Annotated in this window: 15 protein-coding genes and 3 tRNA genes; 4 read left to right on the forward strand and 14 right to left on the reverse strand. The window is 56.6% G+C overall.

The annotated features are described in order from the left end of the window. Positions 1–6: 6 nt before the first annotated feature. The 6 genes from clpX to DQN55_RS15725 all read right to left on the reverse strand — a co-directional run bounded on the left by clpX (position 7) and on the right by DQN55_RS15725 (position 4,193). On the reverse strand, positions 7–1,290 hold the full coding sequence (gene clpX / locus DQN55_RS15700; protein ID WP_048379377.1) for an ATP-dependent Clp protease ATP-binding subunit ClpX: 1,284 nt from the start codon (positions 1,288–1,290) through the stop codon (positions 7–9). A gap of 106 nt (positions 1,291–1,396) precedes the next feature. After that, positions 1,397–2,038, reverse strand: a complete 642-nt coding sequence (gene clpP, locus DQN55_RS15705) for an ATP-dependent Clp endopeptidase proteolytic subunit ClpP (protein ID WP_019408040.1) — start codon at positions 2,036–2,038, stop codon at positions 1,397–1,399. 91 nt (positions 2,039–2,129) lie between these two features. Then, on the reverse strand, positions 2,130–3,440 hold the full coding sequence (gene tig / locus DQN55_RS15710; protein ID WP_048379374.1) for a trigger factor: 1,311 nt from the start codon (positions 3,438–3,440) through the stop codon (positions 2,130–2,132). A 418-nt stretch (positions 3,441–3,858) separates the two neighbouring features. After that, a tRNA-Leu gene (locus DQN55_RS15715) sits at positions 3,859–3,943 on the reverse strand. Positions 3,944–3,999: 56 nt separating this feature from the next. Continuing rightward, positions 4,000–4,075 (reverse strand) — tRNA-His (locus tag DQN55_RS15720). A gap of 41 nt (positions 4,076–4,116) precedes the next feature. Further along, positions 4,117–4,193: transfer RNA gene (locus DQN55_RS15725), tRNA-Arg, on the reverse strand. 280 nt (positions 4,194–4,473) lie between these two features. Here DQN55_RS15725 and folD point away from each other — a divergent pair. Next, on the forward strand, positions 4,474–5,328 hold the full coding sequence (gene folD / locus DQN55_RS15730) for a bifunctional methylenetetrahydrofolate dehydrogenase/methenyltetrahydrofolate cyclohydrolase FolD (RefSeq protein ID WP_048379372.1): 855 nt from the start codon (positions 4,474–4,476) through the stop codon (positions 5,326–5,328). A gap of 118 nt (positions 5,329–5,446) precedes the next feature. On the opposite strand, the gene cysS is transcribed toward folD, so the two are convergent. Beyond that, positions 5,447–6,829 (reverse strand): cysteine--tRNA ligase, encoded by a 1,383-nt coding sequence (gene cysS, locus DQN55_RS15735; RefSeq protein WP_048379370.1) that lies wholly within the window; start codon positions 6,827–6,829, stop codon positions 5,447–5,449. 22 nt (positions 6,830–6,851) lie between these two features. Further along, on the reverse strand, positions 6,852–8,549 hold the full coding sequence (locus DQN55_RS15740; protein ID WP_048379368.1) for a glutamine--tRNA ligase/YqeY domain fusion protein: 1,698 nt from the start codon (positions 8,547–8,549) through the stop codon (positions 6,852–6,854). A 276-nt stretch (positions 8,550–8,825) separates the two neighbouring features. On the opposite strand from DQN55_RS15740, the gene DQN55_RS15745 reads away from it, so the two are divergent. Beyond that, positions 8,826–9,329 carry a peptidylprolyl isomerase gene (locus DQN55_RS15745; RefSeq protein ID WP_048379365.1) on the forward strand — a complete coding sequence of 168 codons (504 nt, stop codon included), beginning with the start codon at positions 8,826–8,828 and terminating at the stop codon, positions 9,327–9,329. Continuing rightward, on the forward strand, positions 9,326–10,054 hold the full coding sequence (gene lpxH, locus DQN55_RS15750; protein WP_048379363.1) for a UDP-2,3-diacylglucosamine diphosphatase: 729 nt from the start codon (positions 9,326–9,328) through the stop codon (positions 10,052–10,054). The genes DQN55_RS15745 and lpxH overlap by 4 nt, the downstream gene beginning before the upstream one ends. Positions 10,055–10,109: 55 nt before the next feature. Here lpxH and DQN55_RS15755 read toward each other — a convergent pair whose 3' ends face one another. The 5 genes from DQN55_RS15755 to miaE form a co-directional block, all read right to left on the reverse strand. Next, a complete protein-coding gene (locus DQN55_RS15755; RefSeq protein ID WP_048379361.1) occupies positions 10,110–11,639 on the reverse strand; it encodes a DHA2 family efflux MFS transporter permease subunit in 1,530 nt (509 codons plus the stop codon). Between the two features lie 63 nt (positions 11,640–11,702). Then, positions 11,703–12,908, reverse strand: a complete 1,206-nt coding sequence (locus DQN55_RS15760; RefSeq protein ID WP_048379359.1) for an HlyD family secretion protein — start codon at positions 12,906–12,908, stop codon at positions 11,703–11,705. Between the two features lie 16 nt (positions 12,909–12,924). Then, entirely contained in the window at positions 12,925–14,400 is a 1,476-nt protein-coding gene (locus tag DQN55_RS15765) for an efflux transporter outer membrane subunit (RefSeq protein ID WP_048379357.1), read from the reverse strand. Then, positions 14,397–14,870: a MarR family winged helix-turn-helix transcriptional regulator gene (locus DQN55_RS15770; RefSeq protein ID WP_048379355.1), complete on the reverse strand. Its 474-nt coding sequence runs from the start codon at positions 14,868–14,870 to the stop codon at positions 14,397–14,399. The genes DQN55_RS15765 and DQN55_RS15770 overlap by 4 nt, the downstream gene beginning before the upstream one ends. A 189-nt stretch (positions 14,871–15,059) precedes the next feature. Continuing rightward, positions 15,060–15,668, reverse strand: coding sequence for a MiaE family protein (gene miaE / locus DQN55_RS15775; RefSeq protein ID WP_048379353.1), 609 nt, complete (start codon positions 15,666–15,668; stop codon positions 15,060–15,062). A 273-nt stretch (positions 15,669–15,941) separates the two neighbouring features. On the opposite strand from miaE, the gene DQN55_RS15780 reads away from it, so the two are divergent. Continuing rightward, positions 15,942–16,805 (forward strand): universal stress protein, encoded by an 864-nt coding sequence (locus tag DQN55_RS15780; RefSeq protein ID WP_048379351.1) that lies wholly within the window; start codon positions 15,942–15,944, stop codon positions 16,803–16,805. Positions 16,806–16,817: 12 nt separating this feature from the next. On the opposite strand, the gene DQN55_RS15785 is transcribed toward DQN55_RS15780, so the two are convergent. Next, entirely contained in the window at positions 16,818–17,288 is a 471-nt protein-coding gene (locus DQN55_RS15785) for a DUF1289 domain-containing protein (protein WP_048379349.1), read from the reverse strand. Positions 17,289–17,492: the final 204 nt, after the last annotated feature.

Genomic DNA, 17,492 nt, shown 5'->3' on the forward strand with positions numbered 1-17,492 from the left:
ATACACTTACGCGTCAGGTGCAGCCTTGGCAGTCGCTTCGTTGTTTTCATAAATCAACAACGGCTTGGACTTGCCTTCAATAACGCTTTCGTCGATCACCACTTTACTCACCTCGGACTGCGAGGGGATTTCATACATGGTGTCAAGCAGCACGCCTTCAAGAATAGAACGAAGGCCACGTGCGCCAGTCTTGCGCTCAAGCGCACGCTTGGCGACGGCTTTCAAGGCATCGGCACGGAACTCAAGATCAACGCCTTCCATCTCGAACAGCTTGCCGTACTGCTTGGTCAACGCGTTTTTCGGCTCGGTGAGGATCTGCATCAATGCAGCTTCATCAAGCTCATCCAGCGTCGCCAAAACAGGCAGACGACCCACGAATTCCGGGATCAGACCGAACTTGACCAGATCGTCAGGCTCGACTTCACGCAAGGATTCGCCAACCTTCTTGCCCTCTTCCTTACTGCGAACTTCAGCACTGAAGCCGATGCCCCCACGCGTCGAACGAGCCTGTACAACCTTTTCCAGACCCGAGAACGCACCACCACAGATAAACAGGATGTTGCGGGTATCAACCTGCAAGAATTCCTGCTGCGGATGCTTGCGGCCACCTTGAGGCGGCACGGAAGCCACGGTGCCTTCAATCAGCTTGAGCAAGGCCTGCTGGACCCCTTCGCCGGAAACATCGCGGGTAATCGAAGGATTGTCGGATTTGCGCGAAATCTTGTCGATTTCATCGATATAGACAATACCCATCTGGGCCTTCTCTACATCGTAATCGCATTTCTGAAGCAGCTTCTGAATGATGTTTTCCACATCCTCGCCCACGTAACCGGCTTCAGTCAGCGTGGTTGCGTCAGCAATGGTAAACGGCACATTCAGCAGACGGGCCAGGGTTTCTGCCAGCAGGGTTTTACCCGAGCCGGTCGGGCCGATCAGCAGGATGTTGCTCTTGCCGAGTTCGACGTCGTCATTCTTTTTGTCACGCTGGTTAAGGCGCTTGTAGTGGTTATACACCGCTACAGCCAAAACCTTTTTGGCACGTTCCTGACCAATGACGTATTGATCAAGAATGCCGCTGATTTCTTTTGGCGAAGGTAATTTATGCGCGCTGCTTTCGGCCTGGGCTTCCTGCACCTCCTCACGGATGATGTCATTGCACAGGTCGACGCATTCGTCGCAGATAAAGACCGAGGGGCCGGCAATCAATTTGCGCACTTCATGCTGGCTTTTGCCACAGAAGGAGCAATAGAGCAATTTGCCGTTGTCCTCGCCGTTGCGGGTGTCAGTCATTCGATCGATCCAAATCCGATAGGCTTGCAACACAAGATGAAGGCAACTGCGGGCTTTTTCAAGCCCACAGGTGGTCAGTTAACCCGACCGGCCACACTTGTGCTGCTTAAGCGGGCATTTGACGCTTGCTGAACACAGAGTCGATCAGACCATATTCGGCTGCACGCTCGGCGCTCATGAAGTTGTCACGTTCGGTATCGCGCTCGATGGTTTCGAGCGTTTGACCGGTGTGGTGAGCCAACAGCGAGTTCAAACGATGACGAATGTTGAGGATTTCCTTGGCATGGATGTCGATATCCGACGCCTGACCCTGGAAACCGCCCAACGGCTGGTGAATCATCATGCGCGAGTTAGGCAGGCAGTGACGCTTGCCTGGCGCGCCGCCAGCCAACAGGAATGCACCCATGCTGCACGCTTGACCGATACAGATGGTCGACACGTCCGGTTTGATGAACTGCATGGTGTCGTAGATCGACATGCCAGCAGTTACCGAACCACCCGGTGAGTTGATGTAAAGATGGATGTCCTTGTCCGGATTTTCGGCCTCAAGGAACAACAGCTGCGCCGCCACCAGGTTGGCCATGTAGTCTTCTACAGGGCCTACCAGGAAGATGATTCGCTCCTTCAACAGGCGCGAATAGATGTCATAGGCACGTTCGCCACGGGCAGACTGCTCAACAACCATCGGGACCAGGCCGCCTGCGGCCTGGATGTCAGAGTTCTGCTGAATATAAGAATTGCGGGACATGTCCGGCAGTCACTCCCAAATAGTCATGTCTGGAATACGCATAAGCCAGCTCGAGGCTGGCTTATGGTTGTGTTTTCTAACGATTCAGAAATCAGTCGGCTTGTGGAGCTTCCACCGGCTTAACAGCTTCTTCGTAAGAGACCGCTTTATCGGTCACCTTAGCCTTCTGCAGAACAGTATCCACAACTTGCTCTTCCAGCACAACCGAACGCACTTCGTTCAATTGCTGGTCATTTTTGTAGTACCAAGCTACAACCTGCTCCGGCTCCTGGTAAGCGGAAGCCATTTCCTGAATCATTTCGCGAACGCGATCTTCGTCAGGCTTGAGGTCGAACTGCTTGACCACTTCAGCCACGATCAGGCCCAGCACTACACGGCGCTTGGCTTGCTCTTCGAACAGCTCAACCGGCAGTTGGTCCGGCTTGATGTTGCCACCGAACTGCTGAACAGCCTGAACGCGCAGACGATCAACTTCGCTGGACAGCAATGCCTTAGGCACTTCGATCGGGTTGGCAGCCAACAGACCGTCCATTACCTGATTCTTGACCTTGGATTTGATCGCCTGACGCAGCTCGCGCTCCATGTTCTTGCGAACTTCAGCACGGAAACCTTCCAGACCCGTTTCCTTGATACCGAACTGGGCGAAGAATTCTTCGTTCAGTTCCGGCAGCTTGGGCTCGGATACAGTGTTGACTGTTACAGTGAACTCAGCGGCTTTGCCAGCCAGGTCCAGGTTCTGGTAGTCAGCCGGGAAAGTCAGGTTCAGAACGCGCTCTTCGCCAGCCTTGGCACCCACCAGACCTTCTTCGAAGCCTGGGATCATGCGGCCCGAACCCAGAACCAGCTGGGTAGCCTTGGCGGAACCGCCAGCGAATACTTCGCCATCAACCTTGCCAACGAAATCGATGTTCAGTTGGTCTTCGTTCTGAGCGGCACGCTCAGTCACTTCAAAGCGGGTGTTCTGCTTGCGCAGCACGTCCAGCATTTTATCCAGGTCGGCATCAGCCACTTCGGCGCTCAGGCGCTCGATGGCGATGGTGTCCAGACCGGTCACTTCGAATTCAGGGAAAACTTCGAACGTGGCAACGTATTCCAGATCCTTGCCTTTTTCAAAGACCTTAGGCTCGACCGAAGGCTGGCCGGCAGGGTTCAGCTTTTGCTCAACCACTGCTTCATAGAAGGATGCCTGGATCACATTGCCCAGAGCTTCTTGACGTGCATCAGCTTCGTAACGCTGACGAATCACGCTCATTGGCACCTTGCCTGGACGGAAGCCCGGGATCTTGGCCTTTTGGGCAGTCTGTTGCAGACGCTTGTTGACTTCAGCCTCAATACGCTCAGCTGGCACGCCAATGGTCATGCGACGCTCAAGAGCGGAAGTATTTTCAACAGAAACTTGCATGGATATTCCTCGTTGCACAGACGTTAGCCGGCCGTTTCCGACCCCATAATCAAGGGCATGCATTCTAGAGGGTCAAACTCAAGAAGTCACCCTACCGGAATCGAGCAAAGAAACAGCAGGTACATTATTAAGCGGAAGCAATCATTTGCTTAACCACCTCAGAACACACAAACCTTTACACACAGACCCTAATTCAGAGCCTTCTATATAGAAGCAAGCATCAGACAGGCGCCCGACAAGCTCTCTACGGCGCATGAAGATCAAAAAACCGCATCATGCCGCAACACAATGCAGCTCACCTCAACGCCGGAAAATCGCCCGACACCCCTATCAGAACCAAAAACCGCCAGAACGAAAAAGGCGCAGCCCTTTTCAGGTGCTGCGCCTTTTTGTCAAACAGTGGATGAACCACTAAATTTGGTGCGGACGGAGAGACTCGAACTCTCACACCTTGCGGCGCTGGAACCTAAATCCAGTGTGTCTACCAATTCCACCACATCCGCATTTCAAACTTTTGAAGCAAAGACGCCAGATGATTAATCTGGCGTCTTTCTAAATATGGGGTGGACGAAGGGGATCGAACCCTCGACAACGGGAGTCACAATCCCGTGCTCTACCAACTGAGCTACGCCCACCATATTGCCTGTGTTGCCTTACTTGTGCCAAAGCTGCCTAATGGCGCACCCGGCAGGACTCGAACCTGCGACCATCCGCTTAGAAGGCGGATGCTCTATCCAGCTGAGCTACGGGCGCCTTGTTAATCTGTATTCTGTGACGACTACAAACTAAGTGCTTTCAGTATCACCAAGCTAGACATCAACTTCGCTCTACCTTCTTAACCAGTGCTAGGCTGTGCCCGACAAGTGCGACGAATGTTATAGGTGAGTCGGGAAGTCGTCAACTCTTTTTTGAAAAAAGTTTAGAAATATAAAGGGGTTAGGGGAATAAGCAGACCAAGCGCCTTTGCCCTTACGCCACGGCATGCGAGAATGCACGTCCTTTTTCCACCCTTTACGATGGTTAATCACGCGTAATGACTGCACAACTAATCGACGGCAAAGCGATCGCCGCCAGCCTGCGCCAGCAGATTGCCAAACGTGTCGCCGAGCGCCACGAGCAAGGCCTGCGCACCCCTGGCCTGGCAGTGATTCTGGTCGGCAGCGATCCTGCCTCCCAGGTTTATGTTTCGCACAAGCGTAAAGACTGCGAAGAGGTAGGCTTCCTTTCTCAAGCCTATGACCTGCCTTCCGATACGACACAGCAAGCCCTGACCGACCTGATCGACCGCCTTAATGAAGACGCGAACATCGACGGTATCCTGCTGCAACTGCCCCTTCCGGAACATCTGGATGCGTCCAGACTGCTGGAGCGCATTCGCCCGGACAAAGACGTTGACGGTTTTCACCCTTATAACGTCGGCCGCCTGGCACAGCGCATCCCCCTGCTGCGCCCGTGCACGCCTAAAGGCATCATGACCCTGCTGGAAAGCACCGGTCAGGACCTGTACGGAATGGACGCCGTGATTGTGGGTGCCTCCAACATCGTGGGTCGCCCAATGGCCATGGAGCTGTTGCTGGCTGGCTGCACCGTGACCGTCACCCACCGCTTCACCAAGGATCTGGCGGGCCACGTCGGCCGAGCCGACCTGGTGGTTGTAGCTGCCGGCAAACCGGGCCTGGTCAAGGGCGAATGGATCAAGGAAGGCGCCATCGTGATCGACGTTGGCATCAACCGTCAGGCTGACGGCAAGCTGGTGGGCGACGTGGTTTACGAGACCGCCCTGCCCCGCGCCGGCTGGATCACCCCGGTGCCGGGCGGCGTAGGCCCGATGACTCGCGCCTGCCTGCTGGAAAACACCTTGTACGCAGCTGAAGCATTGCACGGCTGATTATTGTGCAAGCCGCTGCAGATAACGGCACCTTCGGGTGCCGTTTTTAGTAGCGACGATAAAAGTCAGGCAAACAAAAGCCCGCACTGGGCGGGCTTTTGTTCACACAACGGGCAACCTAGTCAGCTAGACGCCAGGTAGTACCGCCTTTACCGTCCTCCAGCACAACACCCATTGCCGTGAGCTGATCGCGAATCCGATCAGACTCCGCCCAGTCCTTACCGGCACGGGCGGCCAGACGCGCATCAATCAAGGCCTGAACCTTAGCGGCATCGACTTTGCCTTCGGCGCCCGCCTGCAGGAAGTCATCGGCTTCCAACTGCAGAACACCCAGCACATCCGCCAGCTGCTTGAGGCGCGCAGCCAGACCGGCCGCAGCCTGCAGATCGGTTTCACGCAACCGGTTGATTTCGCGAACCATCTCGAACAGCACCGCACAGGCTTCCGGCGTACCGAAGTCGTCGTTCATTACCTGGGTAAAGCGCTCGACAAACGCTTCGCCACCGGCCGCAGCCACCTTCGGCAAGCCTTTAAGTGCGTTGTAGAAACGATCAAGGGCTGCTTTCGCATCCTTGAGGTTGTCTTCTGAGTAGTTGATCGAGCTACGGTAGTGGCTCGATACCAACAGATAACGCACCACTTCCGGGTGATATTTCGCCAGAACGTCACGAATGGTGAAGAAGTTGTTCAAGGATTTGGACATCTTCTCGCCATTGATGCGAATCATCCCGCAGTGCATCCAGGCATTGGCGTAGGTTTTACCGGTCGCCGCCTCGCTTTGGGCGATTTCGTTTTCATGGTGCGGGAACTCAAGATCACTGCCCCCTCCATGAATATCGAACGTCTCACCCAGGCAGCACGTCGACATCACCGAGCACTCAATGTGCCAGCCCGGACGACCTGCTCCCCATGGCGACTCCCAGCTCGGCTCGCCAGGCTTGACGCCCTTCCACAGCACGAAGTCCAGCGGATCATCCTTGGCCTCGTCGACCTCGATACGTGCACCGATACGCAGGTCTTCAATCTTTTTGCGTGACAGTTTGCCGTAGCCCATGAACTTGGCAACGCGGTAATACACGTCACCATTACCCGGAGCGTAGGCGTAACCCTTGTCGATCAAGGTCTGGATCATCGCGTGCATGCCCGGGATATGATCCGTGGCACGAGGCTCCATATCCGGCTTCAGGATATTGAGCCGCGCTTCATCTTCATGCATCGCCGCGATCATGCGCTCGGTCAGTACCTCAAAAGGCTCGCCGTTTTCACGGGCACGATTGATGATCTTGTCTTCAATATCCGTGATGTTGCGCACATAAGTCAGGTTGTAACCGCTGAAACGCAACCAGCGGGTCACCAGATCGAAAGCGATCATGCTGCGGCCATGGCCAATGTGGCAGTAGTCGTAAACGGTCATGCCGCACACATACATGCGCACATTGTTGCCGTCCAGCGGCTTGAAAACTTCTTTGCTCTTGGTGAGCGTGTTGTAGATCGTAAGCACGGTTTGTTCCTTCAAAACTTGATCACTGGCCCCACGAATCGCGCAGGGTCACGGTACGGTTGAATACCGGGTGACCGGGTTTCGAGTCCTTGATATCTGCGCAGAAGTAACCTTCGCGCTCGAACTGGAAACGGTCTTCCGGCTGTGCATTGCCCAACGAAGGCTCAGCACGACAACCGGTCAGCACCTGCAGCGAATCAGGGTTGATGTTTTCCAGGAAGCCCGCGCCATCCTCGGCCTTTTCAGGGTTCGGCGAGCGGAACAGACGATCGTACAAACGCACTTCGCACTCGACACTGGCCGCCGCCGGCACCCAGTGCACAACACCCTTGACCTTGCGACCTTCCGGATTCTTGCCCAGGGTCTCAGGGTCGTACGAGCAGCGCAGCTCAACTATATTGCCGTCAGCATCCTTGATCGCTTCGTCGGCACGAATCACATAGCTGCCGCGCAGGCGCACTTCGCCACCTGGCTCAAGACGCTTGTAGCCTTTTGGCGGCTCTTCCATGAAGTCGTCACGATCGATGTAGATTTCACGGGCGAATGGCAAAACCCGCACACCCATGTCTGCTTTCGGATGGCAAGGCAGCTCAAGGTTCTCGACCTTGTCTTCGTCGTAGTTGGTGATCACGACTTTCAACGGACGCAGCACGCACATGGCACGCGGGGCGCTGTGGTCCAGGTCGTCACGAATGCTGAATTCCAGCATGCCGAAGTCGACCACGCCATCGGAACGGTTGGTACCGACCATGTCGCAGAAGTTGCGGATCGATTTAGGCGTGTAACCGCGACGACGGAAACCCGACAGGGTCGACATGCGCGGGTCATCCCAGCCATTGACGTGCTTTTCATCGACCAGCTGCTTGAGCTTGCGCTTGCTGGTGATGGTGTAGTTCAGGTTCAGGCGGCTGAATTCGTACTGACGCGGTTGCGCCGGAACAGGCAGGCTGTCAAGGAACCACTCGTACAGGGGGCGATGGCTTTCGAACTCCAGGGTGCAGATCGAATGGGTAATGCCCTCGATTGCATCCGACTGACCATGAGTGAAGTCATAGTTCGGGTAAATGCACCATTTGTCACCGGTCTGGTGGTGATGGGCATGGCGGATACGGTACATGATCGGATCACGCAGGTTCATGTTCGGCGAAGCCATGTCGATCTTGGCCCGCAGCACGCATTTGCCGTCTTCGAACTCACCGGCGGTCATGCGGGCGAACAGGTCCAGGTTCTCTTCGACGCTGCGATCGCGGAACGGACTGTTCTTGCCCGGCTCGGTCAGGCTGCCGCGGTATTCCTTGGCCTGCTCAGGGGTCAGGTCGCAGACGTAGGCCTTACCCTCTTTGATCAGGTAATTTGCCCATTCGTGTAACTGGTCGAAATACTGCGAGGCATAGCGCACTTCACCAGACCACTCAAAGCCCAGCCATTTCACGTCGCTTTCAATTGCGTCGATGTATTCCTGGTCTTCCTTGGCCGGGTTGGTGTCGTCAAAACGCAAATGCGTCACGCCGCCAAATTCCTGAGCCAGCCCAAAGTTCACGCAAATGGATTTGGCATGACCGATGTGCAGGTAGCCGTTGGGCTCTGGCGGAAAACGGGTCACGATCTGCTTGCATTTACCCGAGTCAAGGTCCGCCTGAACGATAGGACGCAGGAAATTGGCCGGGACAGCTGGGCCAGCCTTTGGATTCAGAGTGGGGTCGACAGTGGGCTTGCTCATAGGATCCTTGGACATAACAGGTGCGCGGCCTGGGTCGGCCGACTAAATCAAAGCGCCTATCATAGCCGATGCTGTCAAGTCCCTGACAGAGCAGAGTCTCAATCCGAATGGCTAAAACCGCTGCATTTAATGCCCATATCGCAAAAACCCCATCGAAATGTCCGGCGAGCACGCTAAACTCCGCCACGCGGCTGTATCTACCCAGCCAGCTCAGGGGTTGAGGCGATTTCTGCCACTCCCGAGCCCGACGAATTCTTTGATAGAGCGATAAAGACCATGTCAAAAGTAAAACTGAGCACCAACCACGGCGACATCGTGATCCAGCTGAACGCTGAAAAGGCGCCGATTACCGCTGCCAACTTCATCGAATACGTAAACGCCGGCCACTACGAAAACACTGTTTTTCACCGTGTAATCGGTAACTTCATGGTCCAGGGCGGCGGTTTTGAGCCTGGCATGAAAGAAAAGAAAGACAAGCGCCCAAGCATCCAGAACGAAGCTGACAACGGCCTGCCGAACAAGAAGTACACCGTTGCCATGGCTCGCACCATGGAACCGCATTCGGCCTCCGCCCAGTTCTTCATCAACGTGGCTGATAACGACTTCCTCAACCACAGCGGCAAAACCGTTCAGGGCTGGGGTTATGCCGTGTTTGGCGAAGTGATTGAAGGCAAGGACGTGGTCGACAAGATCAAAGGCGTTCAGACCACTTCCAAAGCCGGCCACCAGGACGTGCCAGCTGAAGACGTGATCATCGAGAAAGCCGAGATCATTGAGTGATATTACTGATTTCAGATTTGCATCTGGAAGAGGAGCGCCCGGATATAACCCGGGCGTTTCTGGATTTCCTGGCCGGACGCGCTCGTTCGGCACAGGCGCTGTACATTCTCGGCGACTTTTTTGAAGCCTGGATTGGCGACGATGCAATGACGCCCTATCAGCGTTCCATTTGCGAAGCGCTGCGAACACTGAGCGATACCGGCACCCAGGTCTTCCTGATGCACGGCAACCGCGACTTCCTGCTGGGCCAGGCCTTTTGCAAGGCGGCTGGCTGCACCTTACTCAAAGACCCGAGCGTTGTAGATTTTTACGGCGAGCCGGTCTTGCTGATGCACGGCGACAGCCTGTGCACCCGCGATGAAGCCTACATGCGTCTGCGACGCTACCTGCGCAACCCCGTGACCTTGTGGGTATTACGCCACCTACCCCTGGGCACACGCCACAAACTGGCGCGCAAGTTGCGCAGCGAAAGCCGCGCCCAGACCCGCATGAAAGCCAACGACATTGTCGATGTGACCCCCGAGGAAATCCCGCGGATCATGGCGCACCATGGCGTACACACCTTGATTCATGGTCATACCCATCGCCCGGCCATTCACAAGCTGCAAATCGGCGATCACGCCGCCAAGCGTATTGTGCTCGGCGACTGGGACCGCCAAGGCTGGGTCTTGCAAGTGGACGAGCAAGGCATGCAACTGGCGCCGTTTGAGTTCGCGCCAGCCTAGAACCAACAGCCCCTGACCCTCGGCAGAGGGTGGGGCAAGCGCATAAGCCCGCTGATCAATGCCCGCTCGCCGCCGGCCCCGGCTTGGCGGTGAATGGCGGCTTGGCCAGCCACACCAGCAGGATCAAGCCCATGAACAACCAGCCCATCAGCGTGAAATAGTCCACAGTGGAGAACATATAGGCCTGGCTATTGAGGATCTGCTCCATCTGCGCATACGCCCGCTGACTCGCGCCCCCCAGGCTTTCCAGAGTGCTTCGCGTCACTGGATCGTAGGTACTGATGCTTTCGCTCATGTAGGCATGATGCTGATCAGCCCGGCGAATCCAGATCCAGGTTGTCAGTGACGCCGCAAAACTACCGCCCAACGTCCTCAGGAACGTCGCCAGCCCTGCTCCGTCAGCAATTTGATGAGGCGGCAAATCCGACATCAAAATGCTCAAGGTCGGCATAAAGAACAGCGCGACGCCAATCCCCATAAACAGTTGCACCATAGCAATACGCTGGAAATCCACCTCATGGGTGAAGTCGGCGCGCATGAAACAACTCAGGCCAATGGCCAGGAATGCCAGCCCGGCGAGCAGGCGCAAATCAAATTTATGCGCGTACTTACCCACGAAGGGTGACAACACCACGGGCAAAATCCCGATAGGTGCCACCGCCAGCCCTGCCCAGGTCGCGGTATAGCCCATCTGGGTTTGCAGCCACTGCGGCAAAATCAGATTGATCCCGAAGAAGCCGGCGTAGCCCAGCACCAGAACGATGGTGCCGATGCGGAAGTTACGGTGTGAAAACAGGCGCAAGTTGACGATCGGATGCTTGTCGGTCATTTCCCAAATGACAAAAGCCGCCAGCGCCACCACGGACAATGCTGTACCCAACAGAATGAAGCTGGATTCGAACCAGTCCAGATCATTACCTTTGTCGAGCACGATCTGCAGGGCTCCCACACCGATGATCAGGGTAATCAAGCCCACGTAATCCATCGGTTGACGGGTAATCACAACCGGCCGGGCCTTGAGCTGCTGGCGAACCACCATCACTGCGAAAGCGCCAATAGGTATGTTGATAAAGAAGATCCACGGCCAACTGTAGCTGTCCGTGATCCAGCCCCCCAAAATCGGCCCGGCAATGGGCGCAACCACCGTAACCATTGCCAGCAATGCCAATGCCATCCCCCGTTTCGCTGGGGGATACACCGCAATCAACAAGGTTTGGGTCATGGGATACAGCGGCCCCGCGACCAGCCCCTGCAGCACCCTGAACCCCACCAGCTCAGGCATTGAGGTCGAGATACCGCACAAAAAGGAGGCCAGTACGAACAAAATGGTCGCCCACAAGAACAACTTTACCTCGCCAAAACGGCGGCTCAGCCAGCCGGTCAGCGGCAATGCAATCGCGTTACTTACAGCGAATGAGGTGATGACCCACGTGCCCTGCTCTGAACTCACCCCCAGGTTGCCGGAGATAGTAGGCAGAGCGACGTTGGCAATAGTGGTGTCAAGCACCTGCATGAAGGTCGCCAGCGACAGCCCGATGGTGGCCATCAGCAAACTGGGGGGCGTAAATGATGCGTTCGTACTCATCGCAAATCCTTTAAAACCGGGTGTACAGCCCCGCCAGTGCGCAGGGGCTTATGGATTGGCGAATCAACGTTGAGCGGCAGTGTTACCGGAGACCGAGCTATTGCTGTCAATCAAGCGTGTAATGAGCGCTTCGGCATCGGCCAGTTGCTGCTGGTAAACGTTGGTGGTGAATGCCGCTTTCTGCGGCGGCAGCTGCGCAAGCACCGGACCGCTCTGGTCGCGCAGGTTCACCTCGACCATCGTCGACAGCCCGACTCGCAGCGGGTGCTCGGTCAGTTGCTCAGGGTTGATATGAATCCGCACAGGCACACGCTGGACAATCTTGATCCAGTTACCCGTAGCGTTTTGTGCTGGCAACAACGCAAACGCACTGCCCGTACCGGCCCCGATGCTGTCGACAGAACCGCTGTACTTCACGCTACTGCCATAGATGTCCGCCTCGATGTCCACCGGCTGACCAATGCGCATGTTGTGCAATTGGGTTTCCTTGAAGTTGGCATCGATCCACAGCTGGCTCAGCGGAATGACCGCCATCAACGCTGTGCCTGGCTGAACCCGCTGGCCCAACTGAACCGTACGCTTGGCTACGTAGCCCGTGACCGGTGCGATCAACGTGGTACGGGCATGCGCCAGGTAGGCTTGGCGCAACTGTGCCGCAGCCGCCATCACATCCGGGTGATTGACCACCGCGGTGTTATCGACCAGCGCCCGCGAGGTATCCAGTTGCTGCTCGGCATTGCGCAAGGCGCTGCGCGCGGAAGACAGGTCATCCCGGGCATGAGAAAGTTCTTCCAGAGAGATTGCTCCGCCTGCCGCCAGACTTTTACGCCGGGTGTAGTTGTCCTGAGCTTTTTGCACTTCGGATTTTTGCGCAGCCACCTGTGCCTTCATGCCATCAACATTGCTGAACAGGCCACGAACCTGACGCACCGTACGGGCCAGATTGGCCTCGGCACTTTGCAAGCCCACCAGGGCATCGCTCGGGTCGAAGCTGACCAGTGTCTGGCCCTCATGCACCAGATCGCCATCATCGGCCCCGATACTCACCACCGTCCCCGTGGCCAACGGCGTGATTTCAACCACGTTGCCGTTTACATAGGCATCGTCAGTGCTCTCATTCCAGCGACCATACAGTTCGTGCCAGGCCCAGACGCCCAGCCCGAGCAGAATGACCAGTACGGCCAGCCCGCCAAGCCAGCGCTTGCGGTTACGCTGATTGGCAGCGTCCTCTTGGTGTTGCGTTTCATTTGGTGTTTGCACAGTAGCCATGGATCAGTACCTGAAATTATTTTGCCAGCGAGGCTTGAGTGGGAGCAGCCAATGCCGTGTGGGCAGGTTCAAAGCCGCCGCCGAGGGCCTGCATCAATTGAATCGAGAGGTCGATCCGGTTGGCATTCAGATCCGCCAGCAAGCGCTGGGCCTGAAGCAGTTGCTGCTCAATGCTGAGCACGTCCAGATAGTTGCCGACGCCCGAGCCGTACCGCTGCAGGACCGTGTCATACGAATCCTGGGCGATCGCGGTGGCGCGCTGTTGGGCGTTGATTTGCTGGCCCACCGCGCTTAGCTGTCCAAGGGTGTCGCTGACATCACCCAGCGCACCGACCAGCATCTTGTTGTACTGCGCAACGGCCACATCGTAATTGGCGTCTTCTGCATCCAGCCCGGCACGCAGTCGCCCGCCGTCAAAGATCGGCAACGAGACAGCCGGAGCGATGTTGAAGAAACGACTGGCGGAACCAAACAGCGCATCCCCCAGCAACGACTGGGTACCGGCAGCTGCGCTCAAGTTGAGATTGGGGTAAAAGCGGGTTTTAGCGGCGGCAATGTTTTTGCTCGCGGCTTCAACCCGCCAGCGCGCGGCCACCAGATCCGGACGTCGACCAAGCAACTCGGCCGGCAACGTGCTTGGCAGCGCGACAGCCCCCGCGGCAAGGGTATCGGGACGAGCGATATCACCGCCTCGGTCCGGCCCTTTGCCCAACAATACGGCCAAGGCAATCCGTGCGCTGCCTAGCTGTTTTTCAGCGTCGATCAGCTGTGCTTGCGCACTCGCCTCAAGGCTCTCGGTTTGTTGATACTGATAGTGACTGTCGATCCCCGAAACCAGACGGCGCTGGCTCAGGCTCAGCATTTTGCGGGTGCGTTCGAGGTCTTCCCCGGCCAGGTCCCGAACGCTATAGGCATGCCCGAGCGCGCTGTAGGCGCGTGCCACATCGGCGGCGAGGGTCAGGCGTGCCGCCTGATTGTCGACCTCTGCGGCACGCGCTTCACCCACTGCGGCTTGCCATGCATCACGCTGGCCACCCCACAGGTCGAAGGTGTAATTGAATGTCAGATTCAGATCTCGCTCAGTACCGTAACGCCCGCCCTGCCCCGTGGGGTCTTGTGCACGGGACAAACGGGAGCGCGTGACATCCGCGCCGGCATCCAGGGTCGGCATGCGCTGCGCATTGGCCGCACTGACCGCTGCCGTTGCCTGATGCGCACGAGCATTGGCCATTTGCATATCAGGGCTGTCGCGCAACGCTTCTTTAATCAAGCCATCGAGCTGTTCATCCCCCAGCCGCTTCCACCAGTCCTTTTCAGGCCAGGCCGCCGGGGTCACGGCAACGTCCTCCAGCGAGTGTGCTGCCTTGAGAACATTGGCCTGCAAATTGACACCTTCGGGATTCAAGCCGCTGTAGCTGGCGCAACCGGCCAGCGCCATGGCCATGGCCATGCATATCAGGCTCAGGTCAGCTCGCAATGTTCTGATGCTCATTTATCACCCAAGCGCTGAACGGTGATCGGGTCACCCGCCGCCAGCAGTATTTTTTTGAGAATCTGCTCAAGGCTTTGCAGTTCTTGTGGAGTGATCGCGGCCGCCAATTCGTTCATCGCATCGGCACCAATCTGCGGCAGCAAGTCGGCCAGTGCCTGGCCATCAGCGGTGAGCACCAGTTGCACCTGGCGCCTGTCGGCCTCGGAGCGCTGGCGAAGCAGCAGGTTTTTCTGCTCAAGGCGATCGAGCATGCGAGTCATCGAACCACTGTCCAATGACAGGTGGCGACACAGGTCTGCCGGCGTATCTACAGCGAATTGCGCCATGATGATCAGCACCTTGAACTGAGCCGCCGTGATGCCGTACGGCTCCATGTGGCTATCAATGATGCGGTCCTTGAGCAACGCAGTACGCCCCAGGAGCAAACCCAGGGTGCAGTTTTGAAACGTATCGGGATGGAAATGCTTCATCTGGGCACCAGAACGCCATACAGGCAATAATGTTTCCAGATGTTACTGCCTAGGCAGCTAATGTCAAGGCGGTAGATAGGTCGCTATCTATTTGAGCCTGACACATTCCTGCAGATACCCGCGCTCACAGCGCAATCGCTGCGAATCATCTAGTGCACCGCAGCGTCTGTATCGCAAGTAAAAGCGGGCTTATACCGGGGCGGGCACACCGCTGTGGAAGCGGAACTCAACATCAGGGGTTTCGATCAGTTCCTGTTCGGCCGCTCTGACACGCTCGATCACCTGAGCAATATCCTTGGCATCGCCATACTGATATGCCAGCTTCAGGTATCCCTGAAAGTGCCGCGCCTCACTCTTGAGCAATCCGAAGTAGAACTTGCCGAGCTCTTCGTCCAGATGAGGCACCAACGCTTCGAAACGCTCGCAACTGCGGGCCTCGATAAATGCACCCACCACCAGCGTATCGACGAGCTTGACCGGCTCGTGATTGCGTACAACCTTGCGCAGTCCGGAAGCGTAGCGGCCTGCCGAAAGCTGGCGCAGTTCGATCTTGCGCTTTTTCATCAGGCGCATGACCTGCTCGTGATGAACCAGCTCTTCACGCGCCAGACGCGACATCATATTGATGAGGTCAACATGGGAGTGGTACTTCGCGATCAGGCTCAAGGCAGTGCTGGCAGCCTTGAACTCGCAGTTCTTGTGGTCGATCAGCAGCGTTTCCTGATCCGCCAGGGCTGCCGCAATCCAGCCATCAGGGGTTCGGCAGCCCAGAAACTCGTGAATTTCAGGAAGAATCACGCGCACACTCCCGACCAAGGGGAATTGCACAGCAGACCGGCAGTGTTTTGAAGAATCGCTGACATGAGGCTCACAAAGACTGGATTGAAGGCGTTTTCAATGGATTGCCCCCAAACGGACCATGCATTGATCAAGCCCCAGGGCAAAACGGCTGATTATACGGGCCGCAACGCGTAGCTCCAACCGCACAACTTGATATGCATCAACGCAGGCACTCCTGCCGAGCAACTATAGTGAATACAGTCGCCTTTATTACTTGTGGAGTCTTCGGTCATGCAAACCATTCGCAGCCTGCTGGTCGTCATTGAACCCGAGCTCATGGAAAGCCTCGCACTCGAACGCGCCAAATACATCGCAAGGACCACCAAAGCCCATTTGCACCTGCTGATTTGCGATAAAAAACACGAACACGCCGACCTGCTCAGCGTGCTTGAAGCCAAACTGGCAGACGAAGCCTTTAACGTGACCAGCGAACAGGCCTGGCATGAAAGCCGGCATGCCACCATCCTCCAGGTGCAACAAGCCAAAGGCTGCGGGCTCGTGATCAAACAGCACGTACCTGATAACCCCCTGAAAAAAGTTCTGCTGACGCCCGAAGACTGGAAACTGCTGCGCTACTGCCCCTGCCCGGTACTGCTGGTGAAGACCCACAGAGACTGGGAGCACGGTGTGGTGCTGGCGGCCGTCGACGTGGGTAACAACGATCCCGAGCACATGGCGCTGCATTCAAGCATTGTTGACCACGGGTTTCGCATCGCCAGCCTGGCCCATGCGCAATTGCATGTCATCAGCGCGCACCCGGCGCCGACACTGGCCATGGTCGACGAGGTCTACCCCATGGACACCCAATTGCAAGCGAGCTACCGCGCTGAATGCCAGGTGTTCCAGCAACGCTGTGAGGTGGAAGACGATCGCCTGCATATCGAGGAAGGCCCGGCGGACATGGTCATTCCACGGGTCGCCAAGTCACTTGGAGCGGTTGTCACCGTGATGGGCACTGTGGCCCGCACCGGACTTTCCGGGGCACTGATCGGCAACACGGCTGAAGTCGTCATCGACAAGCTGGACAGCGACATTCTGGTGCTCAAGCCTGATGACATGATCGAGCACCTTGAAGAACTGGCGGCCAAACGCTGACTGGCCAGCGGTCTATTCGTTGAAGGCCTCTTTCAGGAAGCCTGGAGCGATGTACCGCTCATAGTGGGCTTCCGAAAGCAGGAAAAACTCCCGATCAATGGCATCGCGCAATTCGGGCAGGCCCCAGTTGCGAAACTCCGGAAGCAGCACCATGCCATACAGCTCCAGCTGATTGATCACCCGCGCGCCCCGCGCAATCAGTTGGTAGGCCCAGCAATATTCAGACTGCGTCGGCACAAAGCGAATCTTGCGCCCCACCAACTGGGCACGCAGCGCCGCCGGGTCGAAAACCTCTACCTTGCCCGACATCACCTGCACCAGAAGCTGCTCCAGCCGACACCAGACGGCACGTTTCTGCTCCTCGTTGTAACCGTTCCAATGGATCACTTCGTGATGGAAACGCTTGCAGCCGCGGCACACGAGGTCACCATAAACCGTTGAGCAAAGGCCTATGCAGGGAGTCTTGATGGTTTGATTGGACATAGCGAAATAGAGCACTGGAGAGCGAAACAGGCGCCCATGTTAGCCCTTTGTCTAACGCAGATCACCCCTCAACCTTCAGGGGCTAACTTACCTTCCACGCATTTTTGCCGTAGAATCGGCCTGCCTTTTAAGGCGCCAATGTCCGTTAGAAGCTGTTTTCAAAGCGTCACGAGCACAGTTGATCCCGAAGAACGGTGTTGGTGA

Source organism: Pseudomonas taetrolens (genome assembly GCF_900475285.1).
Lineage (GTDB): Bacteria > Pseudomonadota > Gammaproteobacteria > Pseudomonadales > Pseudomonadaceae > Aquipseudomonas > Aquipseudomonas taetrolens.

Coding starts and splice junctions, on each gene's coding strand:
- DQN55_RS15785 (WP_048379349.1), bottom strand. CDS start 17,288: ATGTCCAATCAAACCATCAAGACTCCCTGCATAGGCCTTTGCTCAACG.
- DQN55_RS15780 (WP_048379351.1), top strand. CDS start 15,942: ATGCAAACCATTCGCAGCCTGCTGGTCGTCATTGAACCCGAGCTCATG.
- clpP (WP_019408040.1), bottom strand. CDS start 2,038: ATGTCCCGCAATTCTTATATTCAGCAGAACTCTGACATCCAGGCCGCA.
- DQN55_RS15770 (WP_048379355.1), bottom strand. CDS start 14,870: ATGAAGCATTTCCATCCCGATACGTTTCAAAACTGCACCCTGGGTTTG.
- tig (WP_048379374.1), bottom strand. CDS start 3,440: ATGCAAGTTTCTGTTGAAAATACTTCCGCTCTTGAGCGTCGCATGACC.
- clpX (WP_048379377.1), bottom strand. CDS start 1,290: ATGACTGACACCCGCAACGGCGAGGACAACGGCAAATTGCTCTATTGC.
- DQN55_RS15740 (WP_048379368.1), bottom strand. CDS start 8,549: ATGAGCAAGCCCACTGTCGACCCCACTCTGAATCCAAAGGCTGGCCCA.
- DQN55_RS15765 (WP_048379357.1), bottom strand. CDS start 14,400: ATGAGCATCAGAACATTGCGAGCTGACCTGAGCCTGATATGCATGGCC.
- DQN55_RS15745 (WP_048379365.1), top strand. CDS start 8,826: ATGTCAAAAGTAAAACTGAGCACCAACCACGGCGACATCGTGATCCAG.
- folD (WP_048379372.1), top strand. CDS start 4,474: ATGACTGCACAACTAATCGACGGCAAAGCGATCGCCGCCAGCCTGCGC.
- DQN55_RS15760 (WP_048379359.1), bottom strand. CDS start 12,908: ATGGCTACTGTGCAAACACCAAATGAAACGCAACACCAAGAGGACGCT.
- DQN55_RS15755 (WP_048379361.1), bottom strand. CDS start 11,639: ATGAGTACGAACGCATCATTTACGCCCCCCAGTTTGCTGATGGCCACC.